Source organism: Tomitella biformata AHU 1821 (assembly GCF_000524475.1).
GTDB classification, from domain to species: domain Bacteria; phylum Actinomycetota; class Actinomycetes; order Mycobacteriales; family Mycobacteriaceae; genus Tomitella; species Tomitella biformata.
In genome coordinates, this window is sequence record NZ_BAVQ01000043.1 from 201,978 (window position 1) to 228,330 (window position 26,353).

Annotated in this window: 26 protein-coding genes; 16 read left to right on the top strand and 10 right to left on the bottom strand. The window is 68.5% G+C overall.

Annotation, left to right across the window (positions count from 1 at the left end):
• Positions 1-18: 18 nt before the first annotated feature.
• On the bottom strand, positions 19-480 hold the full coding sequence (locus TBIF_RS14725) for a MarR family winged helix-turn-helix transcriptional regulator (protein WP_024795544.1): 462 nt from the start codon (positions 478-480) through the stop codon (positions 19-21).
• A 91-nt stretch (positions 481-571) separates the two neighbouring features.
• Between TBIF_RS14725 and TBIF_RS14730 the strand changes: the two genes are divergently transcribed.
• Positions 572-2,017: an MFS transporter gene (locus tag TBIF_RS14730; RefSeq protein WP_024795545.1), complete on the top strand. Its 1,446-nt coding sequence runs from the start codon at positions 572-574 to the stop codon at positions 2,015-2,017.
• 56 nt (positions 2,018-2,073) lie between these two features.
• On the opposite strand, the gene TBIF_RS14735 is transcribed toward TBIF_RS14730, so the two are convergent.
• Both TBIF_RS14735 and TBIF_RS14740 read right to left on the bottom strand, forming a co-directional pair.
• Positions 2,074-2,898, bottom strand: a complete 825-nt coding sequence (locus TBIF_RS14735; RefSeq protein ID WP_024795546.1) for an SDR family oxidoreductase — start codon at positions 2,896-2,898, stop codon at positions 2,074-2,076.
• The gene (locus tag TBIF_RS14740; protein WP_024795547.1) at positions 2,895-4,088 is read right to left on the bottom strand and encodes an acyl-CoA dehydrogenase family protein; all 1,194 of its coding nucleotides are present in this window, start codon (positions 4,086-4,088) and stop codon (positions 2,895-2,897) included. The genes TBIF_RS14735 and TBIF_RS14740 overlap by 4 nt, the downstream gene beginning before the upstream one ends.
• Positions 4,089-4,207: 119 nt before the next feature.
• Between TBIF_RS14740 and TBIF_RS14745 the strand changes: the two genes are divergently transcribed.
• The 5 genes from TBIF_RS14745 to TBIF_RS14765 are packed head-to-tail and all read left to right on the top strand — an operon-like array spanning position 4,208 to position 9,885.
• A complete protein-coding gene (locus TBIF_RS14745) occupies positions 4,208-5,827 on the top strand; it encodes a FadD3 family acyl-CoA ligase (RefSeq protein WP_235174756.1) in 1,620 nt (539 codons plus the stop codon).
• Positions 5,824-6,684 carry an enoyl-CoA hydratase gene (locus tag TBIF_RS14750; protein WP_024795549.1) on the top strand — a complete coding sequence of 287 codons (861 nt, stop codon included), beginning with the start codon at positions 5,824-5,826 and terminating at the stop codon, positions 6,682-6,684. The genes TBIF_RS14745 and TBIF_RS14750 overlap by 4 nt, the downstream gene beginning before the upstream one ends.
• Positions 6,684-7,823: an acyl-CoA dehydrogenase family protein gene (locus TBIF_RS14755; RefSeq protein ID WP_024795550.1), complete on the top strand. Its 1,140-nt coding sequence runs from the start codon at positions 6,684-6,686 to the stop codon at positions 7,821-7,823. The genes TBIF_RS14750 and TBIF_RS14755 overlap by 1 nt, the downstream gene beginning before the upstream one ends.
• Complete coding sequence (locus TBIF_RS14760; RefSeq protein WP_024795551.1) at positions 7,820-8,785, top strand: acyl-CoA dehydrogenase family protein; 966 nt, start codon at positions 7,820-7,822, stop codon at positions 8,783-8,785. Before TBIF_RS14755 ends, TBIF_RS14760 begins: the two co-directional genes overlap by 4 nt.
• The gene (locus TBIF_RS14765) at positions 8,782-9,885 is read left to right on the top strand and encodes an acyl-CoA dehydrogenase family protein (RefSeq protein ID WP_024795552.1); all 1,104 of its coding nucleotides are present in this window, start codon (positions 8,782-8,784) and stop codon (positions 9,883-9,885) included. Before TBIF_RS14760 ends, TBIF_RS14765 begins: the two co-directional genes overlap by 4 nt.
• Here TBIF_RS14765 and TBIF_RS14770 read toward each other — a convergent pair.
• Entirely contained in the window at positions 9,882-11,219 is a 1,338-nt protein-coding gene (locus tag TBIF_RS14770) for an HNH endonuclease signature motif containing protein (protein WP_024795553.1), read from the bottom strand. The two genes, TBIF_RS14765 and TBIF_RS14770, sit on opposite strands and share 4 nt — an antisense overlap.
• Before the next feature lie 145 nt (positions 11,220-11,364).
• Here TBIF_RS14770 and TBIF_RS26000 point away from each other — a divergent pair, with 145 nt between their 5' ends.
• From TBIF_RS26000 to TBIF_RS14785, 3 genes are all read left to right on the top strand, one after another.
• Positions 11,365-11,778 (top strand): GNAT family N-acetyltransferase, encoded by a 414-nt coding sequence (locus tag TBIF_RS26000; protein WP_024795554.1) that lies wholly within the window; start codon positions 11,365-11,367, stop codon positions 11,776-11,778.
• Positions 11,779-12,004: 226 nt separating this feature from the next.
• Positions 12,005-12,301, top strand: coding sequence for a putative quinol monooxygenase (locus TBIF_RS14780; protein WP_024795555.1), 297 nt, complete (start codon positions 12,005-12,007; stop codon positions 12,299-12,301).
• Between the two features lie 123 nt (positions 12,302-12,424).
• A complete protein-coding gene (locus tag TBIF_RS14785; RefSeq protein ID WP_024795556.1) occupies positions 12,425-13,189 on the top strand; it encodes an MIP/aquaporin family protein in 765 nt (254 codons plus the stop codon).
• Here the strand turns inward: TBIF_RS14785 and TBIF_RS14790 are convergent.
• The 4 genes from TBIF_RS14790 to hsaA are packed head-to-tail and all read right to left on the bottom strand — an operon-like array spanning position 13,186 to position 16,380.
• Complete coding sequence (locus TBIF_RS14790; protein WP_024795557.1) at positions 13,186-13,734, bottom strand: sugar O-acetyltransferase; 549 nt, start codon at positions 13,732-13,734, stop codon at positions 13,186-13,188. The two genes, TBIF_RS14785 and TBIF_RS14790, sit on opposite strands and share 4 nt — an antisense overlap.
• Positions 13,735-14,313 (bottom strand): 3-hydroxy-9,10-secoandrosta-1,3,5(10)-triene-9,17-dione monooxygenase reductase subunit, encoded by a 579-nt coding sequence (gene hsaB, locus TBIF_RS14795; RefSeq protein WP_024795558.1) that lies wholly within the window; start codon positions 14,311-14,313, stop codon positions 13,735-13,737.
• 1 nt (position 14,314) lies between these two features.
• Positions 14,315-15,214 (bottom strand): iron-dependent extradiol dioxygenase HsaC, encoded by a 900-nt coding sequence (gene hsaC, locus TBIF_RS14800; RefSeq protein ID WP_024795559.1) that lies wholly within the window; start codon positions 15,212-15,214, stop codon positions 14,315-14,317.
• Between the two features lie 2 nt (positions 15,215-15,216).
• Complete coding sequence (hsaA, locus tag TBIF_RS14805; RefSeq protein WP_148302283.1) at positions 15,217-16,380, bottom strand: 3-hydroxy-9,10-secoandrosta-1,3,5(10)-triene-9,17-dione monooxygenase oxygenase subunit; 1,164 nt, start codon at positions 16,378-16,380, stop codon at positions 15,217-15,219.
• A gap of 241 nt (positions 16,381-16,621) precedes the next feature.
• On the opposite strand from hsaA, the gene TBIF_RS14810 reads away from it, so the two are divergent.
• Genes TBIF_RS14810 through TBIF_RS14825 form a run of 4 tightly spaced genes read left to right on the top strand, consistent with a single transcriptional unit; the run spans position 16,622 to position 20,865 of the window.
• Entirely contained in the window at positions 16,622-17,764 is a 1,143-nt protein-coding gene (locus tag TBIF_RS14810) for a 3-ketosteroid-9-alpha-monooxygenase, oxygenase component (RefSeq protein ID WP_024795561.1), read from the top strand.
• A 4-nt stretch (positions 17,765-17,768) separates the two neighbouring features.
• Positions 17,769-18,164, top strand: coding sequence for a hypothetical protein (locus TBIF_RS14815; protein ID WP_024795562.1), 396 nt, complete (start codon positions 17,769-17,771; stop codon positions 18,162-18,164).
• On the top strand, positions 18,157-19,245 hold the full coding sequence (locus TBIF_RS14820) for a ferredoxin--NADP reductase (protein WP_024795563.1): 1,089 nt from the start codon (positions 18,157-18,159) through the stop codon (positions 19,243-19,245). The genes TBIF_RS14815 and TBIF_RS14820 overlap by 8 nt, the downstream gene beginning before the upstream one ends.
• A 24-nt stretch (positions 19,246-19,269) precedes the next feature.
• Positions 19,270-20,865, top strand: a complete 1,596-nt coding sequence (locus TBIF_RS14825; RefSeq protein WP_024795564.1) for an acyl-CoA synthetase — start codon at positions 19,270-19,272, stop codon at positions 20,863-20,865.
• A gap of 1 nt (position 20,866) precedes the next feature.
• Here TBIF_RS14825 and TBIF_RS14830 read toward each other — a convergent pair whose 3' ends face one another.
• Positions 20,867-21,244 carry a VOC family protein gene (locus TBIF_RS14830; RefSeq protein ID WP_024795565.1) on the bottom strand — a complete coding sequence of 126 codons (378 nt, stop codon included), beginning with the start codon at positions 21,242-21,244 and terminating at the stop codon, positions 20,867-20,869.
• Between the two features lie 75 nt (positions 21,245-21,319).
• Here TBIF_RS14830 and TBIF_RS14835 point away from each other — a divergent pair, with 75 nt between their 5' ends.
• Complete coding sequence (locus tag TBIF_RS14835) at positions 21,320-22,039, top strand: TetR/AcrR family transcriptional regulator (RefSeq protein ID WP_024795566.1); 720 nt, start codon at positions 21,320-21,322, stop codon at positions 22,037-22,039.
• A 20-nt stretch (positions 22,040-22,059) separates the two neighbouring features.
• Here the strand turns inward: TBIF_RS14835 and TBIF_RS14840 are convergent, their stop codons facing one another.
• On the bottom strand, positions 22,060-23,655 hold the full coding sequence (locus tag TBIF_RS14840; RefSeq protein ID WP_024795567.1) for an FAD-binding protein: 1,596 nt from the start codon (positions 23,653-23,655) through the stop codon (positions 22,060-22,062).
• A 114-nt stretch (positions 23,656-23,769) separates the two neighbouring features.
• On the opposite strand from TBIF_RS14840, the gene kstD reads away from it, so the two are divergent.
• Positions 23,770-25,476, top strand: a complete 1,707-nt coding sequence (kstD, locus tag TBIF_RS14845) for a 3-oxosteroid 1-dehydrogenase (RefSeq protein ID WP_084611721.1) — start codon at positions 23,770-23,772, stop codon at positions 25,474-25,476.
• Entirely contained in the window at positions 25,466-26,326 is an 861-nt protein-coding gene (gene chsH3, locus TBIF_RS14850; RefSeq protein ID WP_024795569.1) for an enoyl-CoA hydratase ChsH3, read from the top strand. Before kstD ends, chsH3 begins: the two co-directional genes overlap by 11 nt.
• The last annotated feature ends 27 nt before the right edge of the window (positions 26,327-26,353 follow it).

Below are 26,353 nucleotides of genomic sequence, written 5' to 3' on the forward strand. Positions count from 1 at the left end.
CTTGCTAGGGGTTGCGGACTACGATTCGGGCCGTGGCCACAAGTTCTCGGCAAGTCGCTCGATGTCTGTGTTGAACCGCTGGAGCCAGCCCGCGAACTCGGCGACGTCCTCGACCGACCAGTCCGCCATCACCTTCTCGAGCCCAGACATGTTCTCCTCGCGGTGCGCGAGCAGTCGTCTCGAGCCCTCGGCATTGATCCGGAATTTGCGGGCCATCCCGCCGTCCGGATCCGGGATGCGATCCACTAGACCATCCCGCAGCACCGCCGCCGTCTGGCGCTGCAGGGTCGACGAGTCGAGCCCGAAGGCGGCGCTGAGCTCACCGATCGACATTGGCCCTTCCACGCTGATGCGGCTGAGCAGGGTGTACGCGCTGGAGTCCAGGTGCCCGGCGGCCCGGCGCGGGTGCGGCGACTGCCGCATCATGTGCCGGGCGAGCAACATCGTCTCGAACTCAACCATGTCCGTCGGCTTCTCCATGTGACCAATTATGCACCATGCAGGAATGGTGCATCATGCAATGGGTATGTATCGTGCACATTGACTCAATATCCACAGCAAGGAGCCCCTCGTGGCCAGCCCGACCCCCGCTCCACCCGCAGTCAAGCCCGGTGCCCTCGTCGCCGTGTTGGGCTTCACCGGCATCGTCGCCGCGCTGATGCAGACGCTCGTCGTCCCGCTGATCGGCGACCTCCCCCGCATCCTGGACACCGACGCGTCCAACGCGACCTGGGTCATCACAGTCACGCTGCTCGCAGCCGCCGTCGCCACGCCCATCTCCGGCCGCCTCGGCGACATGTATGGCAAGCGCCGCATGCTGATGATCTGCACTGTGCCACTAATCCTCGGCTCGGTGCTGTGCGCGGTGTCCGGGTCGCTGCTGCCGATGATCGCTGGCCGCGCGATGCAGGGCCTGGGCGCGGGCCTAATCCCGTTGGGCATCAGCATCATGCGTGACCTGCTGCCCAAGGAGAAGCTCATGGGCTCGATCTCCCTGATGAGCGCGTCGATGGGCATCGGCGGGGCGCTCGGCCTGCCGATGGCTGCCGCCGTTGCCGAGAGCTACAACTGGCGAATGCTGTTCTGGGCGGTCGCCGCGCTGAGCCTGGTCGCGATGGGCCTGATGTGGCGCGCGATCCCCCCGATGCCCGTCGAGCGGGCACCCGGCCGCTTCGACCTGATCGGGGGCCTCGGCCTCGGCGTCGGCCTCGTCTGCCTGTTGCTCGGCGTATCCAAGGGCGGCACCTGGGGCTGGACCAGCGGCACCACCATCGGCCTATTCGTCGCCGCAGTGGCCGTTCTCCTGGCGTGGGGGATGTGGGAGCTGCGGGTCCAGGATCCCCTGGTGGACCTGCGGATCACCGCCCGCCGCCAGGTGCTCCTGACGAACCTGGCCTCCCTGGCCGTCGGCTTCGCCATGTACGCGCAGGCGCTGATCCTCCCCCAGCTGATGCAGCTGCCGACCTCCACCGGCCACGGCCTGGGCCAGTCCATGCTCGCGATGGGCCTGTGGATGATGCCCGGCGGCTTCGTGATGATGATCGCGGCGGGCTTCGGCGGCAAGCTATCCACCGTCTACGGGCCGAAGGTGACGCTGTTCATCGGCTGCCTCGTCATCGCGGCGGGCTACGGCTCCTCGATGGCCCTGATGGGCTCCGTCTGGGGCCTGGCCATCGTCGCCGCCATCTGCGGCGCGGGCACGGGCCTCGCATATGGCGCGATGCCGGCCCTCATCATGGGCGCGGTGCCGCTGTCAGAGACCGCCTCGGCGAACAGCTTCAACGCCCTCACCCGCTCCGTCGGCACCTCGTTCGCCGCGGCCGTCGTCGGCGTGGTGCTCGCCCAGATGAGCGTGCAGGTCGGCCCGCACTTCCTGCCCACCGAGTCCGGCTTCCGCGTCGGACTCCTGATCGGCTGTGCCGTTGCGGTCGTGGCGGCCGCCGTCACCCTGGCGATCCCCAAGCAGCAGACCCAGCGCAAGGCTGCCGAGCCAGAGCTCGTGGGCGCGAACGCATAAAGACAAAAAGGTGGCCTCCCCGCGATTGCGGGGAGGCCACCTTTTTCGTGGATCTACTATGCGCGCTGACTAGAGACCGAGACGATCTCGCCCGTCATGTAGGTGGTGTAGTCGCTGGCGAGCATCGCGATGACCGCCGCGATCTCCCAGACCTCGGCGGCGCGGCCGTAGGCCTCGCCGGAGGCCAGCTGGTCGAGGAGCTCCTCGCTGGTGACCTTCGCCAGGAACGCGTGGCGGGCGATGGACGGCGAGACGGCGTTGATGCGCACGCCGTACTCGGCGGCCTCGACCGCGCTGCAGCGGGTCAACGCCATGACGCCCGCCTTCGCCGCGGCATAGTGCGCCTGCGAGTGCTGCGCGCGCCAGCCCAGGACCGACGCGTTGTTGACGAGCACGCCGTTGTGCTCCACCGACTTGAAGTAGCGCAGCGCCGCGCGGGTGGCGCGGAAGGTGCTGTTCAGCGTGATGTCGAGGACCCGGTCCCACTGGTCGTCGGTCATGTCGACGACGGGGGTCTCCCCGCCCAGCCCGGCATTGTTGACGAGCACGTCGATGCGGCCGAGCTGCTGCGCGGCGCTCTCGATCAGCGCGTCGACCTGCTCGGTGCTGGAGACGTCGCAGACGAAGGAGACCACGGTCTGCTCCGGGAACTCGGCGGCGAGCTTGTCGACGGTCTCGCCGAGGCGGCGCTCGTGGAAGTCGGAGACCAGCACGTCGGCGCCCTCGAGCAGCGCGCGGCGGGCGGTGGCGAAGCCGATACCGGTGCCGGCGGCCGCGGTGACGACGACCTTCTTGCCCTTGAGCAGGTCGTGGCCGCCGATCTCCTCGGGGATGGTGGCCAACGGGGACTTGGGTGCCGGGGATTGGGCTGCTGCGCTCATGGGCGAGCCTCTCTCGGTAGTCCGAGCACGCGCTCGGAGATGATGTTGCGTTGGATCTCGTCGGACCCGCCGTAGATGGTGTCCGCGCGGGTGAACAGGAACATCCGCTGCCACTCGTCGAACTGGTCGCCCTCGCTGGTCACTGACGGCGCCGCCAGCAGCGACGGCCCGCCCTGGACCTCCATCGCCAGCTCGCCGAGGTCGCGGTGCCAGCGGGCCCACAGCAGCTTCGCCACGGACGGGGCGCCGGCGATCTCGCGGTTGCCCTCGCCGAGGGTGCGCATGGCGTGCGCGCGCATGACCTGCAAGCCCACCCACGCGCGGCTGAGCTTCTCGCGGATGACGGGGTCTGTGGCGGAGCCGTTGGACTCAGCCAGCGCAACCAGCGCCGCGAGCTCGCCGGCGAACTGGACCTGCTGGCCCAGGGTCGCGACGCCGCGCTCGAACGCCAGCGTGCCCATGGCCGTCCGCCAGCCCTGGCCGGGCGCGCCGACGATGAGCGACGCGTCGGTGACGGCATCGGTGAAGAAGACCTCGTTGAACTCCGAGGTGCCGGTGAGCTGGATGATCGGGCGGACCTCCACACCGGGCTGGTCCATCGGGACCAGCAGGTAGGACAGCCCGTTGTGGCGCGCGGAGCCGGGCTCGGTGCGCGCGATGACAAAGCACCAGTCGGACAGGTGGGCGAGGGAGGTCCACACCTTCTGGCCGTTGACGACCCACTTGTCGCCGTCGAGCTTCGCGTTGGTGGTCACCCCCGCCAGGTCGGAGCCGGCGCCGGGCTCGGAGTAGCCCTGGCACCACAGCTCGGTGACGTTCTTGATGCCGGGCAGGAAGCGCTGCTTCTGCTCCTCGGTGCCGAACGCGAGGAGCGTGGGGCCGAGCAGCTCCTCGCCGATGTGGCTCACGCGCGCGGGGGCGCCGGAGCGGGCGTACTCGAGGTGGAAGAGCACCTGCTGCTCCATGCTGGCGTCGCGGCCGCCGTACTCGACGGGCCAGCCGAGGCAGGTCCAGCCGGCAGCGGCGAGGTGCCGGTCCCACTCGAGCCGCTCCGCGAAGGCCTCGTGCTCACGGCCCGGGCCGCCCAGGCCCTTGAGCTTGGCGAACTCGCCAGTGAGGTTCTGCGCCAACCACTCACGCACCTCAGCCGCGAACGCCGAATCGGCAGGGGACAGGCTTTGATCAGTCATCGGCGCACCCGCTTCGAAGTCAATACTCTGGCTTTCATCCACATTGGTACGGTACCCTACCAAGCACTTGCTTGTGTACGTCTATGTAACTTTGAATCTTGCCCAGTCGAGGAGAATTCTTGAGCACCGAAGCCTTGAGCGCCGAAGCCGAGCCGAGGACCACTCCCGCCGTCCTACGCCGCGCCGCGGACCTGCACGCCGCAGCGGAGGCCATCGTCGATGGCACCGAGCGGATCACGTACAAAGAACTGCTCGAACGCGTCCGCCTCATCGCCCGCACGCTGATCGCCCACGAGGTCCAGCCAGGCGACCGCGTCGCGCTGTGGGCCCCCAATACCCACCACTGGGTGGAGGCCGCGCTCGCCGCGCACTACGTCGGCGCGACGCTGGTCCCCATCAGCACCCGCTACACCGGACATGAGGCCCTCGACCTCGTCGAGCGCACCGGTGCCGCCGCGATCATCGTCCCCGAGCGCTTCCTGGGCTATGACCGCCTCGGCGAGATGCTCGCCGTCGCGACGGAGTTGCCCGCACTCAGGTTGGCGCTGCGGATGCCCGTGATGGGCGGCGACCTGCGCAACGGCTCCGCGCCCACCACTCCGACGCTGCCCTCGGGCGCCGTCCTGGACTGGGCCGACATCAGCACGGCCGCAGCGGCGGTCGACCCCGCCGCGGCCGAGGCGCGCGCGGACGCCGTCGGGCCAGAGGACGTCGCCGACATCCTCTTCACCTCTGGCACCACCGGCAAGAGCAAGGGCGTGCTGTCCGCGCACCGCCAGACCGTCGGCATCGCCGCCGCTTGGGCCGACTGCGCCGAGATGACTACGACCGACAAGATGCTGCTGATCAACCCGTTCTTCCACTCCTTTGGGTACAAGGCCGGGATCCTGCCCTGCCTGCTGCACGGCTCGACGATCGTGCCAATGGCCTTGTTCGACGTCCCCGCCGTGATGACGATCGTCGCCGCGGAGGGCATCACCGTGCTGCCCGGCGCGCCGACGGTCTACCAGTCGATCCTCGACCACCCGGACCGCGCGAACTTCGACATGACGTCGCTGCGCATCGCCATCACCGGCGCGGCCCCTGTGCCCGTCGCACTCGTCGAGAAAATGCAGTCCGACCTCAACTTCGACGCGGTCCTGACCGCCTACGGCCAGACCGAGGCCGTCGTCATCACCATGTGCCGCACCGAGGACGACCCCGTCACGATCTCCACATCCTCCGGCCGGGCAATCCCCGGCATGGAGGTCCGCCTGGGCGAGAAGGACGAGATCCTCGTCCGCAGCGACAACGTGATGCTGGGCTACCTGGACGACCCCGAGGCCACCGCCAAGACCATCGACGCCAATGGCTGGCTGCACACCGGCGATGTCGGGACCATTGACGAGCGCGGCTATCTCGACATCACCGACCGCCTCAAGGACATGTACATCTCCGGCGGCTTCAACGTCTACCCCGCCGAGGTGGAAAACGAGCTCGCGCGCTTAGACGCCGTCGCCGAGTCCGCCGTCATCGGCGTGCCCGACGAGCGGATGGGCGAGGTCGGCTGCGCGTTCATCGTCGTCAAGGACGGCCAGTCCCTCACGGAGGCAGAGGTTCTCGCGTTCTCCAAGGAACGCCTGGCGAACTTCAAGAACCCCAAGTCCGTGCGCCTCGTCAAGGCGCTGCCGCGCAACGCGTCGGGCAAGGTGCTCAAGAACGAGCTCCGGGACCTCGTCCTGAAGGAGACAGCCAAATGAGTGACGCCAATCCTGTCGCGTACGAGGTCGTCGGCCCCGTCGCGTACGTGTCCCTGGACCGCCCCGAGTACTCGAACTCGCAGAACTCGGTGATGACCTACGCCCTCGACGCCGCGTTCACCCGCGCCACCGAGGACAACGCGGTCAAGGTGATCGTGCTGCGCGGCAACGGCAAGCACTTCACCGGCGGCCACGACATCGGCACGCCCGGGCGCGACCACCATGTCAGCTACGAGAACAAGGCCGCCATCTGGTGGGACCACACCGATCGCGAGGGCGGCGACCAGCGCTTCGCCCGCGAGATGGAGGTCTACCTGGGAATGTGCCGCCGCTGGCGGGAGATCCCGAAGCCGATGATCGCCCAGGTGCATGGCGCGTGCATCGCCGGCGGGCTCATGCTCGCCTGGATCTGCGATCTCATCGTCGCCTCCGACGACGCGTTCTTCTCCGATCCCGTGCTGCGCATGGGGATGCCGGGCGTGGAGTACTTCGCCCACCCGTGGATGCTCGGGCCGCGCCTGGCCAAGGAGATACTGTTCACCGGCGACCGCTTCACCGCGCAGCGCGCCTATGAGGTCGGCATGGTCAACCGCGTCGTGCCCCGCGAGGAGCTGGCCGCGACCGTCGACGAGATGGCCGGCAAGATCGCGCAGATGCCGCAGTTCGGCCTGGCGCTGACCAAGCGCGTGGTCAACCTCTGCGAGAACCAGATGGGCCTGCAGGACGGGATCGACACCGCCTTCGGCTACCACCACTTCGCCCACTCCTACAACGCCGAGACCCGCGCCGGAGACTCGCTCGGCGGCATGGACGCCAAGGCGATGGCAGCCGCAAACAGAGAAAAGGACAACACGTAGTGGACCTCGAATTCGATGCCGACTCCGTCGCCTTCCGCGACGAAGTCCGCACCTTCCTGCGCGAGAATGTGCCCTCGCAGCCCCTCCCCTCGATGGACACCGCCGAAGGCTTCGAGGCGCACCGCGAGTGGGAGCGCACACTGGCGAACGCGCGCCTGTCCGTCGTATCCTGGCCCGCCGAGTACGGCGGCCGCGACGCGTCCCTCGAGCAGTGGGTCATCTTCGAGGAGGAGTACTACCGCTCCGGCGCGCCGGGCCGCGTCAGCCAGAATGGCATCTTCCTGCTGGCCCCCACGCTGTTCGAGCACGCCAAGAAGGAGCAGCTCGACGTCATCATGCCGCGCATGGCGCGCGCCGACGACATCTGGGCGCAGGCCTGGTCCGAGCCCGAGTCCGGCTCCGACCTCGCATCATTGCGGGCGACCGCGACGAAGGTCGAGGGCGGCTGGCTGCTCAACGGCCAGAAGACCTGGTCCTCGCGGGCCAGCTTCGCGGACTGGGGCTTCGGCCTGTTCCGCTCCGACCCGGACTCCGAGCGCCACCGCGGCATCACGTACTTCATGTTCGACCTGAAATCGACGGGCGTCACCGTGCGCCCGATCGACCAGCTCGACGGCCTGCCCGGCTTCGCCGAGGTCTTCCTCGAGGACGTCTTCGTGCCAGACTCCGGCATCATCGGCGACGTCGGCAACGGCTGGCGCGTCGCGATGAGCACCGCCTCCAACGAGCGCGGGCTGTCCCTGCGCGCACCGGGCCGCTTCCTCGCGACCACCGACCGCCTGCTCAAGCAGTGGCGCGAGACCGGCGACGCGGGCGACACCGCGCTGGCCGGCCGCGTCGCCGACGCCTGGATCGGCGCCCGCGCATATGAGCTGAGCACCTGGGGCACCGTCACTCGCCTCAACGATGGCGGCCAGCTGGGCGCCGAGTCCTCGATCAACAAGGTTTTCTGGTCCGAGTGGGACGTCGCCACGCACGAGACTGCCCTCGACCTGTTGGGCCCCGAGGCCGAGCTGATGACCGACTGGATGGACGGCTACCTGTTCTCCCTGTCGGGCCCGATCTACGCCGGTACCAACGAGATTCAGAAGAACGTCATCGCCGAGCGTCTCCTCGGCCTACCGAAGGCAGACCGATGAGATTCGCACTCACCTCCGACCACACCGACTTCGCCGCCAGCATCGACTCGCTGCTCGGCAAGGCCGACTTGCCAGCCGTCATCCGCTCCTGGAACACCAGTGACACCGCCCCCGGCCTCACCGTGTGGGAGCGCCTCGCCGAGACCGGCGTGACCGCGCTGACCATCGCCGAGGAGCACGGCGGCATGGGCGCCGACGCGATCGACCTCGTCGTCGCGATCGAGCAGCTGGGCCGCCACGCCGTGCCCGGCCCCGTCGCCGAGACCCTCGCGGTCGCCCCAGCGCTGCTCGCGGCCGTCGCGCCCGAGCGCCTCGAGGCGCTCGCCGAGGGCGCCCTCGCCACCGTCGCCGCCCCGCCGGAGACGCCGTTCGCGGTGGATTCCGACGCGGCCTCGCTGACGCTGCTCGTCACCGGCAACGACGTGTCCGTCGGCACGCCCGGCTCCTCCCGCCAGTCTGTGGACCTGGCCCGCAAGCTCTTCGAGGTCACCGCGGGCGAGTCCCTCGGGACCATCGACGACGCGGCCCTGGCTGCGGCCTTCGACCTGGGCGCGCTTGCCACCGCGGCGCAACTACAGGGCCTGGGCCGCACCATGCTCGACGTCAGCGTCGAATACGCCAAGGCGCGCAAGCAGTTTGGGCGCGCTATCGGCAGCCTGCAGGCCATCAAGCACCACCTGGCCGAGGTCGCCGTCGCCGTCGAGATGGCCGCGCCTCTGCTGCACGCCGCCGCGATGGCCGTGCGCGACGGCTCCCCCACCGCACGCCGCGACGTCAGCGCCGCGAAGGTCGCCTGCGCCGAGGCCGCCTATAAGTCCTCGCGCGTCGCCCTGCAGGTCCACGGCGCCATCGGCTACACGCAGGAGCACGATCTGTCGCTGTACCTGACCCGCACCCGCGCCCTGCTCACAGCCTGGGGCACCCCGGCCGCGCACCGCGCCCGCGTGTTGGCGGCGCTGTGAGCGCCCCGGTCAGCCTCTCCGCGGCCGGCACCCTGACGGAGGACCAGCGCCAGCTAGCCAAGACGGTCCGCGACGTCGTCGCCAAGCACGCAGGCAGCGAGGCCGTCCGCGCCGCCGCCGAGTCCGCGGCCGGCTACGACGAGACGCTGTGGTCGCTGCTGTGCGAGCAGGTCGGCGTCGCCGCCCTGTCGATCCCAGAGGAGTTCGACGGGATCGGCGTCAGCTACCTCGAGTCGCACCTCGTGCTCGAGGAGCTCGGCCGGAACCTGGTGCCCTCGCCCATGCTCGGCAGCGTCGTCATCGGCGCGCAGGCGCTGCTCGCCTCTGGCAACACCGAGGCCTGTGCCCGCCTGCTGCCCGGCGTCGCAGAGGGCTCCACCGCCCTCGCGCTGTGCTGGTCGGGAGCTGAGGGCGTGTGGAACGCAACGGATCTCGCGGTCTCCTTCGCTGATGGCGTCCTGACCGGTGAGGCGTCCTACGTCATCGGCGGCGACACCGCCGATGTCCTGCTGGTCGCCGCGAACACGCCGGACGGCCCCGCGCTGTTCGAGGTCGCCGGGGATGCGGCCGGCGTCACCCGCGCGCGCACCGCCGCGATGGACCCCACCCGCCCGCTCTCGAGCGTGCGGTTCGACAGCGCTGCTACCACCGTGCTGGCCGCCGGCACCGAGGTCGTCGAGCGGGCCCTCACCATCGCGTCCATCGCGCTGTCCGCTGAGCAGGTCGGCGCAGCGGCCCGGCTGCTCGAGCTCACGGTGGAGTACACCAAGCAGCGCAAGCAGTTTGGCCGTGCGATCGGCAGCTTCCAGGCGCTCAAGCACCGCATGGCGGACCTCTACGTCCTCGTGGAGACCGCCCGGTCGATGTCCTACGCCGCGGCCCAGTCTTTGAGCTCGACCGACGCCGCGCTGGCTAAGGTCTACTGCTCGGAGGCCTTCCAGACGGTCGCCGGCGAGTCGATCCAGCTGCACGGCGGCATCGCGATCACGTGGGAGCACGATGCCCACCTGTACTTCAAGCGCGCGCACGGCAGTGCCCAGCTCTTTGGGCAGCCCCGCACGCATCTGAGAGCACTCGAGGGCGCGGTCGGCCTCAGCTAGGTCGCTTCGTCAGAGGGGCGCGTCGGATCTTCTTCCGGCGCGCCCCCTTTCGTTTCCTCCTCCGCGGCCTTCCTCGCCCGCTTCTGGTATTCCCAACTGTCGATCAAGACGCTCGTCGCGTAGCCCATATCCATGACGTCGCCCCGCCATCCAGGGATGATCGCGTCCCGATCCACGCTGCCGTCGAACACCTTGGCCGGATCTCCGGCGATACCCGGTGCCCGCTCCACAACCGCTCCCACCTTGTTCCGGAACTGAAACTGTTGCTGCCCCAACGCTTTTATCGTGAACTCCCCATGGTGAAGTGCCCGGTGGCACGATCCACAGAGCAAAATGAGATTGTCCATATCCGTCCTGCCACCCCTCTCCCAGAAGCGGACGTGGTGGGCGTGGAGGAAGCGGGTATGGCCGCACCCTGGGGTCTGGCAACAGCCGTCTCGCAGGTGCAGCACGTCGAGTTGTGCCTGCGACGGCATCCTGCGCCGCCGCCCGTAGCCGAGGATCGGGCCGCCGCCGCGGCCCTTGGTGATCCGTCGGCCGATGCCCCCGCACTGCACCTCGCTCGCGGCCTGCTTCCCCAGGCCTGGCCCGCCCTCGACCCTCGCGGCTCCCTTCTCCACAATGAAGCCGATCTCCGCCGCCGGCGCGCCGGCCGGTGCCTCCACCACCGCCGCCATTGTCTGGGCCATGACGACCATCGCGGGGCCCACGTTCGACGGCGGCGGCCCCGTCAAGTCCGGTTCTCCATCGTCCTTGCGCAGTCGCTCGAACTCGGCCCTGGTCAGCGCAGCCAGGATCACCGCGCCATCCTCCGGTGTGAACCGCCCGGTGATCACCAGGTCGCCAGTGTCCTCGTCCCAGCGATGCGACATTCGCAGGCGGCTGGGATCTGGCGGCACCACCACCGATGGGTCGCTGTCCGGATCTGGTGAGGCGAGTAACCCCTGGATGAGCTTGTCCACCTGCGAGGCCGGCGCCTCCAGCGCGATCTCGACCAAGTCCCCCTCCGTCTCCGGCTTCGCGACCCGGGTGATGGCCCGCACCTTGGAGTAGGACAATCTGCCGCCGGCGAACTTGGCCTCGGTCTTCGGCAGGGTGGTCAACGCTTTCGCCACCCGCACGTGCTCACGTGCCGTGCGCAGGTCCAACCCGCACTTCCAGGACAGCCAGTGCGCGCAGGAGACGATGCCGGCGCCGGCCCAGCCGGCCTTGGCATCGAATTCTGCGAGCAAGGCCAGGAACTTCGCGGTGGCGGCCGCGATATGCCCGGCCAGCGAGCAGAGCTCATCCCCCAACTCCGCTATCTCCGCCGCTTTGGCCTTTGCCGCAGCCATGTGCGCATCGTCAGGCAGTGGCTCGCCGAGTGGATCGATCATCTCTACCCCCGTAGAACGATTTGCCGCACTCTATCCCCGCCCTCTGACAGTCCCGCCCGCCGTGGACGGTCCCGCGGGACCGTCCACGGGCCATAATCAACCAGTGGACTACACCTTCAGCGATGATCCCCAGCGCCTCGACCACGAGGTCATCCGCGCATTCCTGATGGCCGAGGCCTACTGGGGCAGGTGGCGCACCGCGGAGCAGATCTCGGCGTGCATCGACGGCTCCTGGCGGGTGGTCGGCGGCTACGACGCCCAGGGCAGCCTGGTGGCTTTCGCCCGGGCGATCTCCGACGGGGTATCTATCGCGTACCTGTCGGATGTGTTCGTGCTGCCGGAGCACCGCCGGCACGGCCTCGGGGTCCGGCTGGTCGCGGAGATGATCGAGAACGGCCCCGGCGCGGGGTTCCGCTGGCTGTTGCACACCGAGGACGCACACGGGCTATACGAGAGGTTCGGCTTCAAGCCGGGTGATCACACGGTGCTGGAGCGTCCACGGCCCACTGCTCAGTAGCCAGACGGCTCCTGGACAGTGCGCCCAGCACCCGCATCGAATGTCGGCAGAGTCGACCATGGCCCTCAGCCAAAAGTGACGCGGGTTACTATCGGCGAAGCGTCGGAAACTGTGGCCACGGTGGTCCATGCCGTCCAATTGGGCTCGGCCACACGGGGTTTTCGTCGGCGCAGAATGATCCACAGAATCCTCGACCACGTTAATTACCCGATTACTAGGAGTGAAAATGCAGCAGCTCGCGATCCTGGAGTTGACGTTCAAGCCGGAGTCCCTCGATGCCGCCCGCGAGATCATGACGCGGGTACTCAAGGAGACCCGCGCATTCCCCGGCTGCGTGCGCGTGGAGACAGTCATCGACGCCAAGTCCTCCAACGTGTGGCGCTTCCTCGAGCTGTGGGAGTCAGCCGAGCACGACGCCGAGTACCGCAAGTTCCGCGCGGGCGAGGGCGCCATCACCGATCTCGGCCCGCTACTCGCCGGCGCGCCGTCATTGTCGATGGGCTCGCTCGACGCCAGCATCTAGAGCCATCCGCAGCAGAAAGGCCTCCGCCCCGGTTCGCCCGGTCGGGGGCCTTTCCCATTCTCCCTGCCAAGTACCGCGGGCCCGAATACCGTGTAGCCACACCGCCGCCACCAGGGAGCCGCCATGCCCGTCCACCCCTCTGTGCTCCAGGTCTTCGTATGGGAGTCGATCGGCACCGCCATCATGATCCTGCTCGGCGCGGGGGTGGTGGCGACCGTCGTGCTCAAGCAATCCAAGGGCCACGGCGGGGGCTGGCTGCTGATCAACATGGGTTGGGGCATGGCGGTCTTCGCCGGCGCGTCGATTGCGTGGCGCTCCGGCGCGCACCTGAATCCCGCTGTGACGCTGGGGCTGACGATCTCCAACAAGTCGCCGTGGGCGCTGGTGCCCGTGTATTTCGGGGCGGAGCTGCTGGGCGCATTCGTCGGCGCGGTCCTGTGCTGGCTGGCGTTCAAGAAGAACTTCGACGCGGAGGCCGACCACTCGGAGTCCGTCAGCATCTTCGCGACCGCGCCGGCGGTGCGGCACTACGGCTGGAACACCGTCACCGAGGTGATCGCGACGTTCGTCTTGGTGTTCTGGATCCTGCTGAGCCCCGGCCTCTCGGCGACGGACGGGGTGGCGAGCCTGAATGTCGGCAACGCGGGCCTGGGCTACGCGGCGGTGGCATTCGTGGTGCTCGGGCTGGGCGCGAGCCTTGGTGGGCCGACGGGCTATGCCATCAACCCGGCGCGCGATCTCGGCCCGCGCGTCGCATACGCGCTGCTGCCGATTAAGGGCAAGGGCTCCGCGGACTGGCGGTATGCGTGGGTGCCGATCGTGGGCCCGCTGTTGGGCGGCGCTCTTGCGGGGCTGCTGTTCCTCGCCACGCGGGGCACCCTCGGCTAGAGCTCGCGGATCACCCGGCACGGATTACCCGCCGCGAAGACCCGCGCAGGCACATCCCGGGTGACGACGCTGCCCGCGCCGATCACGGACTCGGAGCCGATGGTGACGCCTGGGCAGACGATGACGCCGCCGCCGAGCCACACGTTGTCGCCGATCACGATGGGCTTGGCGGTCTCCCAGCCCTGCCGTCGGGCCTCGTGATCCGCCATCGGGTGCAGCGGGGTCAGCAGCTGGGCGCGGGGGCCGATGAAGACGCTAGAGCCCAGGGTGATCGGGGCGCAGTCCAAAAATATGGCGTCGTAGTTGATGAACGAGCCGCGGCCGATGCGGATCTGGTAGCCGTAGTCGCATTGGAAGCGCGGCATGATGCGCACTCCCTCCCCCACAAAACCCAGCAAATCCTCGAGGACCCCGAAGCGCTCAGGCTCCGGAGCGGCATTGAATAGACCAGTGAGCTGCTGGCAGCGCTCTCGCTCTGCCAGCAGCTCAGGGTCTTGATCGAGGTACAGCTCACCGCGCAGCATGCGGTCGCGGTGCACACCCATTTACAGCCAGGTCTCTTTGTCACCGGCCGTGAACAGGAACTCCTCCAGGTCGGCACGCCACTGGGCAGGCACCGACTTGTCGGGCTGTATGCCGGTGTACTGGCTGCGGTAGAACAGCAGCGGCCGCTGCGTCTTGTTGGTCATCGAGTTGAACGCCTGCACCCGGCCGTAGACCACCAGGTGGTCGCCGCCGTCGTGCACGTTCTCGATGGTGCAGTCCAGCCAGGCCAGGGAGCCGTCGAGGAGGGGCATCCCGCCCGGAGACTTGTGCCAGTCGACGTTGCCGAACTTGTCGGGGTTGCGCGAGCCGAACACGGCGCACGCCTCCTGCTGCTCCTCGGAGAGGATGCTGACGGAGAACTTCCCCGTCTGCTCGATGGCCTGCCAGGAGCGGGAGGACTTCATCGGGCAGAACAGCACCAGTGGAGGATCGAGCGAAAGGGCGGCGAAGGACTGGCAGGCGAAGCCCACCGGCTCGTCGTCGACCATCGTCGAGATGATGGTGATCCCCGTGCAGAACTGCCCAAAGATGTTGCGCAGTGCCCTGCCGTCGATCTCCACCGGTGCCGCGTCGGTCATGTTATTTGAATCCAATCATGAAGTCGTGCCCCCAGAGGCTGACCGCGGTGCTTTCGCGCGCGATCCAATCGGCGTCGTCGACTTCCAGTCCCTCGCAACCGTATTCCACATCGAAGCCGCTGGGCGTCTTCATGTAGAACGAGAGCATCTGGTCGTTGACATGGCGGCCGAGGGTGGCCGACATCTTGACCTCGCGCCGGAGCGCGCGGTCCAGAGCCAGTCCGACATCGTCGGAGTTCTCCACCTCAACCATCAGGTGCACGATACCCGTGGCGCTTGGCAGCGGCGCGAACGCCAGGCTGTGGTGACGGGGGTTACAGCCAAGAAAGCGCAGCCACGCGGGCTCGCCGTCGGCTGGCCGCCCGACCACCTGCGGGGGCAACCGCATCGAGTCCCGCAGGCGGAATCCGAGGACGTCCCGGTAGAACGCCAGGTCGGCCTCGTCGTCCTTGGTGGCCAGGACGATGTGGCCCAGGCCCTGCTCGCCGGTGACGAACTTATGCCCGTACGGGTTGGTGATGCGGCGGTGCTGCAGGGCGACGGTGTGGAAGATCTCCAGCCGCGCGCCCGACGCGTCGACGCACTTGATCATCCCGACGACGCAGCGGTCTTTGAGCTCCTCCGCCGTCGCCTCCTCGAAGGCCCAGTTCGCGGCGGTGAGCCGGTCGCGGATCTCCTGCAGGCCCTCCTCGGTGGCGCACTCCCAGCCCATCGAGTACAGGTGTTCGCGCTCGCCGGGCTGGATGACCAGGCGCGCGGGGTAGTCGTCCATGCGCAGGTAGAGCGATTCGGGGTCTGCACCCTTGCCCTCGACCATGCCGAGGACCTTGAGGCCATAGTCGCGCCAGGCCGCCATGTCGGTGGTCTCGATGCGCAGGTACGCCAGCGCCCTGATGCTCATGCTCACACCATCGTGTCCGCGATGGGCAGGCCGAACTCCGAGCCGCCGTACATCACGTACGCACGCTCGGGGTCGTTCGCGGCGTGCACTCGGCCGGCGTGGGCGTCGCGCCACAGGCGCTGGATGACACCGTCGGTGACCAGCGCGGTCGCGCCGGAGGCCTCGAAGAGCCGGTCGATGGACGCGATGGCGCGGCCGGTGGCGCGGACCTGGTCGCGACGGGCGGCCATGCGCAGCGACATGGGCACTTCCTCGCCGGCGACGATCAGCGCGTACTCGTCGGCGACGTTGCCGGAGAGCTGGCGCCAGGCGGCGTCGATGTCGCTGGCGGCCTCGGCCACGCGGACCTTCGCGAACGGGTCGTCCTTGGCCTTCTCCCCGGCGAAGGCCGCGCGCACGCGCTTGCCCTGGTGCTCCACATGCGCGTCGTACACGCCGTAGGCCATGCCGACGATGGGGGTGGAGATGGTCGTGGGGTGGATGGTGCCCCACGGCATCTTGTAGACGGGCGCGGTGTTGTTCTCCAGGCCCGGCGCGGTCAGGTTCGACATCGCCTTAAAACTCAGCACGCGGTGCGAGGGCACGAACGCGTCCTTGACCTTCAGCGTGTTGGAGCCGGTGCCCTTGAGCCCGACGACATGCCAGACGTCATCGATGACGTAGTCGGCGCGCGGGATCAGGTAGCTGACGAAGTCGACCGCGCGGCCGTCCTTGAACACCGGCCCGCCGACAACGATCCACTCCGCGTGGGCGCTGCCCGAGGACCAGGCCCAGGAGCCGTTGACCTTGTAGCCGCCCTCGACGACCTCGCCAGCGCCCATGGGCGCGTACGAGGAGGAGATGCGGGTGTTGGGGTCGACTCCCCAGACGTCCTCCTGCGCCTGCTGGGAGAACAGCGCCAGGTGCCAGTTGTGCACGCCGACGATGCCGGCGACCCAGCCGGTGGATCCGCAGGCCCCGGCCAGTCGGCGGACGGCCTCGTAGAAGACCACGGGGTTGGCCTCGTAACCGCCCCACTGGCTGGGCTGGAGCAGCTTGAAGAAGCCCGCTTCCTGCAGGTCCGTCAGCGTCTGCTCGGGCAGCACACGCAACTCCTCCGCCTCGGCCGCGCGCTCGCGAATCGCCGGCAGTAGGGCGTCAATACGGCCCAGCACTTCGTGTTGCATGTCCTTGCTCATCCCCAGAACTCCTCATGTAGTGACTATCGGACACCTTAATAGCTGCAAGACTAGAACACGTTCCTAAAGGTGTCGAGACCAGGATCCCCTCAGCCAGTTCTCCTGGCAATCTGGCCCTATACAACCCTCTGGACTAGCATCGCTAGTAGTATTTCTATAACCTGTTCTACCTACAGCGATCAACGCCGTTCCCGCGCCGGGGCCGGCAATGAGCAAGGATGTGAGTTCAATGCCGAGCAGCGAAATCCATGAAGACGTCAGGCACATCGATGTCGGCGAGGCCCCCACCCGCTATGCCCGCGGCTGGCACTGCCTAGGCCTGGCCGAGACTTTCCGAGACGGCACACCCCACTCCATCGAGGCCTTCGGCGGCAAGCTCGTCATCTGGGCCGACTCCGAGGGCAAGCTCAACGTCCTCGACTCGTACTGCCGCCACATGGGAGGAGACCTCTCCCAGGGCACCGTCAAGGGCGATGAGATCGCCTGCCCGTTCCACGACTGGCGCTGGGGCGGCGACGGCAAGTGCAAGGACATCCCCTACGCCAAGCGCGTCCCCATGCGCGCCCGCACGCAGACCTGGCCCACCATGGAGCGCAACGGCCAGCTGTTCGTGTGGAACGACCCCGAGGGCAGCCAGCCCACCGATGAGATCTCGATCCCCGAGCTCGAGGGCTTCGGCTCCGACGAGTGGACCGAGTGGACGTGGAACTCGATGGTCATCGAGGGCTCCAACTGCCGCGAGATCGTCGACAACGTCGTCGACATGGCGCACTTCTACTACATCCACTACGCGTTCCCGACGTACTTCAAGAACATCTTCGACGGCCATGTGGCCTCGCAGTGGCTGACCACCAAGGGTCGCCCGGACGTCGGTATGGCCTCGCAGTACGGCGGCGACACGCTGCTGGAGTCCGTCGCCGCGTACTACGGCCCGTCCTACATGATCAACCCGCTGATCAACATCTACAGCGGCTACCGCGTCGAGTCGGTTCTGATCAACTGCCACTACCCCATCAGCCAGGACGCGTTCGTCCTGCAGTGGGGCGTCATGGTCAAGAAGCCCGAGGGCGTCACGGACGAGCTCGCCAACACCCTCGCGGAGAAGTTCACCGAGGGCATCAGCGAGGGTTTCCTCCAGGATGTCGTGATCTGGAAGAACAAGACCAAGATCGACAACCCGCTGCTCTGCGACAACGACGGCCCCGTCTACCAGATGCGACGCTGGTACGAGCAGTTCTACGTCGACGTCGCCGACATCACCGAGGACATGACGCAGCGCTTCGAGTACGAGGTGGACACCACCAAGGCCAACGAGTACTGGGAGTCCGAGGTCGCGGAGAACCTGGCGCGCAAGCAGCAGGCACAGGCCTAGTCCAGTGTCCGGGTCAGAGCAGCACGGCTGGGCCAAGGCCAAGACGTTCACCGACCCCATCGCGGCGCAGGCGATGCGGGCGGCGACCGCCGACGACCGGTTCCGCTACATGGAGGCCGGCATGGCGCCAGTCTCCTGCGAGGCGTGCGGCACTGAGGTGCTGGTGCGCAAGAACAGCCTCGACCAGACCAGCGTGCAGTGGCAGGAGACGCCGTCGAAGGTGTGCCCCCGGTTCGCCGAGGCCCGCGCGGCAGGCAAAGTTTCCGCTCTGCAAGACGCCTGCCCCAACCTAGAGTCCTCGATCGGGCATGCTGTTCGATTAGGTGTGATCACACTGCCGGAGCATGGCAATGCTGCTCCGGAGTTCGAGGACAATAAAGAGGACGCTGGGAATGCCTGAGGAAGACAACAACGGGCTCCCGACCAACATTGGGTTGGTCGGGAGCCACGTGCACACCCTGAAGCTGGCACGGGTGGTCGCGGAGACCGACGACGCGCGCTCGCTGGTGTTCGAGATCCCCGTCGAGCTGAGCACGAGGTTTGCATATGAACCCGGCCAGTTCCTCACGCTGCGCATTCCGAGCGAGCGCACCGGCTCGGTGGCGCGCAGCTACTCGCTGTCGAGCTCGCCGTTCGCGGACGACGAGCTGACGGTGACCGTCAAGCGCACCATCGACGGCTACGCCTCGAACTGGCTTTGCGACAACGCCGCCGCGGGCCTCGAGCTCGAAGTCCTGCAGCCGTCGGGCATGTTCGTGCCGAAGAACCTCGACACGGACCTGCTGCTGATCGCCGCGGGCAGCGGCGTCACCCCGGTGATGTCGATCCTGAAGTCCGCCCTGCTCAAGGGCTCCGCCAAGGTGACGCTGATCTACGCCAACCGCGACGAGGGCTCGGTGATCTTCGCCGAGGAGCTGCGCGACCTACAAGCCAAGCACCCAGACCGGTTGTCGATCATCCACTGGATCCAGAGCCTGCAGGGCCTGCCGTCGCAGACCACCCTCGGTGCGCTGGCCGCGCCGTTCCACGAGCGCGACGCGTTCATCTGCGGCCCCGGCCCGTTCATGGCGGCCGCAGAGACTGCGCTCAAGACGGATCTCGGGATGCCGCATGCCCGCGTGCACGTCGAGGTGTTCCAGTCCATCGACGGCGACCCGTTCGCGGAGATCGTCCTCAACGATCTCACCGCGGAGGAGGAGGCCGACGCCGCGCAGGTGGAGGTCATCCTCGACGGTGAGACCCACAACTTCGCGTGGCCCCGCAACACCAAGCTCCTGGACCTGCTGCTGAGCAAGGGCCTCGACGCGCCGTTCTCCTGCCGCCAGGGCGCATGCAGCGCCTGCGCGTGCATCGTGACCGAGGGCGACGTGTCCATGCTGATCAACGAGGTCCTCGAGCCCGAAGACATTGCCGACGGCATCCGCCTCGGCTGCCAATCGCTTCCCCTGACCGACATTGTGAAGGTCTCGTACGACGAATGACAACTGAGGACTGGTGACTGAGCTGTGAACCTTGCCGACATCTACGAGGCCCTCGCCGACGCCATCGGCGAACGCGACGCATTGGTCTTCGAGGACACGACCCTGACCTTCGCCGAGCTCGACGCGACCTCCAACAAGGCCGCGCACGCCCTCGCCGCGGTCGGCGCGGAGCCGGGCACGCACGTTGCCATGCACATGCGCAACAGCCTGGAGTTCCTCGAGTGCCTCATCGGCGCGCTGAAGATCCGCGCGGTTCCGGTCAACATCAACTACCGCTACACCGAGGCGGAGTTGACATACCTGTACACCAACTCCAAGTCCAAGGTGCTGGTCGTCGACACGGAGTTCACCCCGCTCGTCGCCCACGTCCTCGCGGACTGCCCGGACCTGAAGGCGGTCCTCGTGATCGGCGACCCGGTGCCGGAGCTCGTCGCGGCCGGCGCGGCGTGCGGAGTCTCTGTGCAGCGCTTCGCCGACATCTACGAGCCCGCGTCCGACGCCCGTGACTTCCGCCCGCGCAGCATCGACGACAAGTTCATCGTCTACACGGGCGGCACCACCGGCAACCCCAAGGGCGTCGTGTGGCGGCAGGAGGACTTCTTCTACGCCGCACTCTCGGGCGGCAACCAGTACGGCGAGCCCCGCGAGTCCATCAAGGAGCTCACCGACGCGGCCGTGGACTTCCCGCCGATGACGCTGCTGGTCACCGCGCCGCTGATGCACGGCGCGGCGTCCTACGCCATGTTCTCGATGTTCTTCATGGGCGCCCGCCAGGTGCTGATGCGCAACTTCGACCACGTCGACGCCCTCAAGCTCGTCGAGCGCGAGAAGATCCAGATCGTCATGATCGTGGGCGATGCGATGGGCGTCCCCCTCGTCGACGAGCTCACCGCCAATCCCGACAAGTACGACGTGTCCAGCCTGTTCTCCGTCGCGAACGGCGGCGCGATCTGGTCCCAGGCATCCCGTCAGAAGCTGCTCAAGCTGCTGCCGAACACGTTTATCCGCGACAGCTTCGGCGCGTCCGAGTCCGGGGCCGACGGCACGGTCACCATGGACGACGAGGGCGTGCTGCGCCTGCCGCCGAGCAAGCACACGACGGTCGTCAACGAGCGCCTCGACCCGATCGAGCCCGGCTCCGACGAGGTCGGCTACCTCGCCCGCCTGGGCCACGTGCCCGTCGAGTACCTGGGCGACCCGGTCAAGTCCGCCGAGACGTTCCCCGTCAAGGACGGCGTGCGCATGTCGATCCTGGGCGATATGGCGCGCGTCGAGGCCGATGGCTCCATCGTCGTGCTCGGCCGCGGCTCCGGCTGCATCAACACCGGCGGCGAGAAGGTCTTCCCCGAGGAGGTCGAGCAGGCCCTCAAGAGCCACCCGGCCATCCTCGACACCCTGGTCGCCGGCGCGCCGGACCAGAAGTTCGGCCAGGCCGTCGCCGCGGTGGTCCAACTCCGCGAGGGCTTCGCCGAGCCCACGCTCGCCGAGCTGAAGGAGCATCTGCGCCCGCTGCTGGCCGGCTATAAGGCCCCGCGCTCGCTCGTGGTGGTCGAGCAAATCCGCCGCTCCCCCAGCGGCAAGGCCGACTACCGCTGGGCGAAGGACACCGTCTCGCGGTAGGTCACACCCACTGCACCAGCTGCCACACAATCCCGTTGGGATCGGCGAACTGGCAGAAGCGCTCGCCCCACTCCTCGGTCTCCGGCGCCGTGACCACCTCCGCGCCCCCGGCCGCGATGCGGGCGAACTCGGCGTCGATATCCTCGACGACGAAGGCGATCAGCAGGCCCTCGCCCGCCGGCCCGGCAATGGATGCCGGCTTGAAGGACTCGAGGCCCGTGCGCAAGAACACGATGTTGAACCCGGCGCTGGGGTGGGCCAGTGAGACGAAGCCGTCGGCCGCCATCTCCTCGGTGAAGCCGAAGTGCGCCTTGGCGAACTCGGCGGACGCGGCGGTGTCGGCGACGTTCAGGGACAGTGCGGTGCCGGTGACGTTCAAGATGACCTCCAAGATAGTTGTACGACGTATAAGGTTTATCGTGGCAGAAGTATTCCCGACCGGTGGAGGCGCCGCATGGCCCAGGAGCTGATCGACCTCTTGTGGCGCGAGCATCCCCTCGCGCCCCGCGGCGGCGCCCGCGGCCCGCGGGCGAAGGTCACCACCTCGCAGGCCGTGGACGCCGCCATCGCCCTCGCGGACGCCGAGGGGCTCGACGCCGTGACCGCGCGCCGCCTCGCCGCGGACCTCGGCATCTCCGCCATGGCCGTGTACACGCACGTCGGCTCGCTCGAGGACCTGCGGGTGCTCATGCTCGACACCGCCTGCGCCCGCCACCGACCCGCGCTATACGCGGACGAGGGCTGGCGCGGGCGCGTCCGGCAGGTCGCCAAGTCCGAGCTTGACCTGTACTCGGGACACTGGTGGATCCTGGATATCGCCGATCAGCGCACCGCGTTGGGGCCCGGCACCATCGCCAAGTACGACCACGAGCTCCGCGCGTTCGACGGCGCGGGCCTGTCCGACATCGACCGGGACGCGGCACTGACCTTCGTCCTGGACTTCGCCCGATCCTCCGCGCAGGCCCGCCGCCCCGATCCCCGCGCCGCCGACATGGCCGCGGCGTGGTCCGCCTGGGGTCCTCGACTGGCCGCTTATCTCGGCGACGACTATCCCCTTGCTCAACGCGTCGGCGCCGCCGCCGGCGAGGCGATGGACGCGGCCTACAGCCCGGCGGCCGCCTGGGAGTTCGGCCTGGCGCGGGTCCTGGACGCGCTGCGCGCTGTCATCGGCTGACACCCGGCACCGGCTGTCGGCTATCGCCCCGCCGCGTGCGCCCCCGCCCGGCGGCCGGAGTAGATCGCGTCGGCGATCGAGAGCCCGCTGACGTAGGCGTTGGAGCAGATGCCGACGGCGGCGCGGCCCGCGGCGTACAGCCCGGGGATGCTGGAGCCGCTTGTCGTCTGGACCAGGCCGGTCTTCTCGTCCACGACGAGCCCGCCCAGCGTGAGCATCGGCGTCGGGTTGATCTGGCTGGGCCGGACGGAGATGTCCAGCAGCGAGAACGGCGCGGTGATCAGCGGGCGACGGAACTCGGCCGGCTTGCCCATCGGGTCCTCCACATCCTTGGTGATCGCGAGGTTGTGTGCGTCGACGCTCATCCGCAGGCCCACGGGGTCGATCCCGGCCTTCTGCGCGACTTCCTCGAGGGTGGCCCCGCTGACGCGGCCCATGCGTAACAGGCCCTCCATCTGCATCCGCTGGAACCACACCGTCTGCGGGCCCAGCTGCGTGCGGGCGTCCTTCAGCAGGGCCTCGTCGAGCAGCAGCCAGCCGCGGCCGTCGTGGTTGTCCACCATCTCCACGCCGAGCGCCGCGCCGTAGCGGGACTCGTCCAGGATCCGCGCACCGGCCACGTTCACCGCGAGCGAGCCCATGAGCGCGGCCGGCGGGGTGATGAAACGCCACGCGGACACGTGGGACATCTTGCCGGTGGCCGCGCCCAGCTCGGCCGCCATCGTGATGCCGCTGCCGTCGCACGCCGCGGTGCCGAGCGGTAGCCCGATGCGATACTTCGGCGCGTGCGCGCGCACCATCGCCTTGTTCGCGATGAACCCGCCGGTGGCGAGGATGACCTTGCCCGCGCCGATCCGGATGGGCCGCGCGTGCTTGGCCTCGAGCTTGCGGGCGCGTTTTTGCATGATCGCGCGCAGGTCGGGCGCGTAGACGCCGGGCTTGTCGGAGACGCGGACCAGGCCGTTATAGATGCGCTGGATGTTCGCGGGGGCATCGCGCATGGTCATCCCCTCCACTCCCACCACGGCGCCCTCGCCATCCGTGACCAGCGCGGTGACGCGGGTGTTCGGCAGCAGCTGGATCCCGCGCGCGGCGGCGGCCTTGGCCAGCGGGCGGTACAGGGCCTTGCCGGAGACACCGGCCCCCCTGGCCCGGTGCCCGCGCGGGGCGGGGGTCGCGGCGGCGCGGCCGATGCCGGCGGCCTCGCTGCCGGAGTAGTAGAGGTAGTGCTTATTCGACGGGTAGGACGTCTTATAGGGGCACAGCGAGGACTCGAACGGCACGCCGCGCTCGGTCAGCCAGTCGATCATCTCGGCGGACGTCTCGCAGAAATCGCGCAGCGTCTCGTCGCGGACGGCATCGCCCACCTCGACCTTGAGGTACCGGTACATCTGTTCCGGATCGTCCTCGACGCCCGCGCCGCGCTGAAAGGCGGTGCCGCCGCCGGCGTACACGATTCCGCCGGAGAGGGTGGTGGCCCCGCCGCCGGCGAATCGGTCCACTGCCAGCACCTCCGCCCCCGCCTCGCGGGCCTGGAGCGCCGCGGCGGCCCCCGCCCCGCCGAAGCCCAGCACCAGCACCTCGGTCGTCAAGTCCCACGCCGCCGTATTCGTCATTCCCACTCACCCTTCGAAAATAGAACGTGTATCTATCCAGGTCGGGCCGCTGTGGCATACCCGCAGAACAATGCGCCTAGCGCTAGGCCCACCCCATTCTATAACCTGTTCTACATGACCGAGCAGCAGTACGACATCGTGATCGTCGGCAGCGGCGCAGCGGGCCTCACCGCCGCCCTGACCGCAGCCCATAACGGACTCCGCGCCGTCGTCATCGAGAAGGCCCCGCATTACGGCGGTTCGACGGCCCGATCCGGTGGCGGCGTGTGGGTCCCCAACAACGAGGTTCTCAACGCCGCGGGGGTCGACGACACCCCGGACAAGGCCCGCACCTACCTGCACAGCATCATCGGCGACACGGTCGCGCCGGAGCGCATCGACACCTACATCGACCGCGGCCCGGAGATGCTCTCCTTCGTCCTGGCCAACTCCCCGCTGAAGCTGACCTGGGTGCCGGACTACTCCGACTACTACCCGGAGGCCCCCGGCGGACGCCTCGGCGGACGCTCCGTCGAGCCCGTGCCGTTCGAGGGCAACCTCCTGGGCGAGGACATCAAGAACCTCGAGCCGGACTACGTCAAGGCCCCCAAGAACTTTGTCATCACGCAGGCCGACTACCGCTGGCTGAACCTGATCTTGCGCAACCCCCGTGGCCCGGTCCGCGCGATGAAGGTCGGCTTCCGCTTCATGGGCGCAAAGCTGCGCAAAAAGAACCTGCTCGTCCGCGGCCAGGCGCTGATCGCGGGCATGCGGCTCGGCGTCGCCCAGGCCGGCGTGCCGATCCTGCTCAACACCGCGCTGACAGAGCTGGTCACCACCGACGGCCGCGTCACTGGCGTCAAGGTCCGCACCGCGGACGGCGAGGAGAGGACGATCACGGCCAAGCTGGGCGTCGTGCTCGGCTCCGGCGGCTTCGAGCACAACGACGAGATGCGCAAGAAGTACCAGCGCGCCCCGATCGGCACCGAGTGGACCGTGGGCGCGAAGGCCAACACGGGCGACGGCATCCGCGCGGCGCAGGCCCTCGGCGCCGACGTCGACTTCATGGACGACGCCTGGTGGGGCCCGTCCATCCCCCTGACCGGCGGCCCGTGGTTCGCACTGTCCGAGCGCAGCCTGCCCGGCTGCATCATGGTCAATGACCGGGCCCAGCGCTTCGTCAACGAGTCCGCCCCCTACGTCGAGGCCACGCACGCCATGTACGGCGGCAAGTGGGGCCGCGGCGAGGGTCCAGGCGAAAACGTCCCCACCTGGATGATCCTCGACCAGCGCTACCGCAACCGCTACACGTTCGCCGGCATCACGCCGCGCTCGCCGTTCCCGGGCCGCTGGCTCAAGGCCGGTGTCGTCGTCAAGGCCGCCACCCTCGCGGAGCTGGCGGAGAAGACCGGGCTGCCCGCCGACGCCCTGGCGCAGACCGTCGAGCAGTTCAACGGCTACGCCCGCGACGGCCACGACCCGGACTTCGGCCGCGGCGAGTCGGGCTACGACCACTACTACGGCGACCCCCGCAACAAGCCGAACCCGAGCCTCGGCGAGATCGGCAAGGCGCCCTTCTTCGCGATCAAGATGGTCCCGGGCGATCTCGGGACCAAGGGCGGTGTGCTCACCGACACCGTCGGCCGGGTCCAGCGTGCGGACGGCTCCGCCATCGACGGCCTGTACGCCAGTGGGAACTGCTCTTCCCCCGTCATGGGACACACCTATGCTGGTCCAGGGGCCACGATCGGCCCCGCTATGACCTTCGCGTACCTGGCCGTCCTGGATCTCGCCGCCAAGGCCAAGTCGCTGACGACGGGAGAGACCACCAGTGCCCATTGACCCGAAGATCGCCCTCGGCGCCGAGCTGCCCGTCCAGGAGTTCTCCTGGACCAGCACGAACGTGCAGCTCTACCACCTCGGCATTGGCGCGGGCGCCAAGTCCACCGACGCCGCCGAGCTGCGCTACCTGCGCGACAACGCCTCGCAGGTGCTGCCGACCTTCGCCACCGTGGCCGCGAGTTTCAACGCGACCGAGGCGCCGAAGGTCTCGTTCCCCGGCATCGACATCAACCTGGCGAACGTGGTCCACGGCAGCCAGGAGGTCACCGTCCACCGGCCGATCCCCGCGAACGGCTCCGGCACCACCCGCACTCGCATCGCCGAGCTGTGGGACAAGGGCAAGGCCGCGGTGATCGTGCAGGAGGCCGAGACCGTCGACGCCGACGGCCAGCCGCTATGGACCACCCGCTCATCGATCTTCGCCCGCGGCGAGGGCGGCTTCGGCGGCGAGCGCGGCCCGTCCGACAAGCTCGAGCTGCCGGACCGGGAGCCCGACGCCGTCGTCGACGCCCCGATCCTCCCCCAGCAGGCGCTGCTCTACCGCCTTTGCGGGGACCGCAACCCGCTGCACTCGGATCCTGAGTTCGCGATCGCGGCCGGCTTCCCGAAGCCGATCCTGCACGGGCTGTGCTCCTACGGCATCGTCGCCAAGACCGTCGTCGACGCGATGCTGGGCGGCGACGTCGCGCAGGTCGCCGGCTTCAAGGCGCGGTTCGCCGGGATCGTGTTCCCGGGCGAGACGCTCCGCGTGCGGATTTGGCGCGAGGGCAAGCAGCTGCTGGTCTCCGCCGTCGTGCCCGAGCGCGACGAGGCCCCGGCGCTGGCCGACGTGGTGCTGACCACCGTCTAGCAATCCACAGAGAGGCGGGGGGGGCGC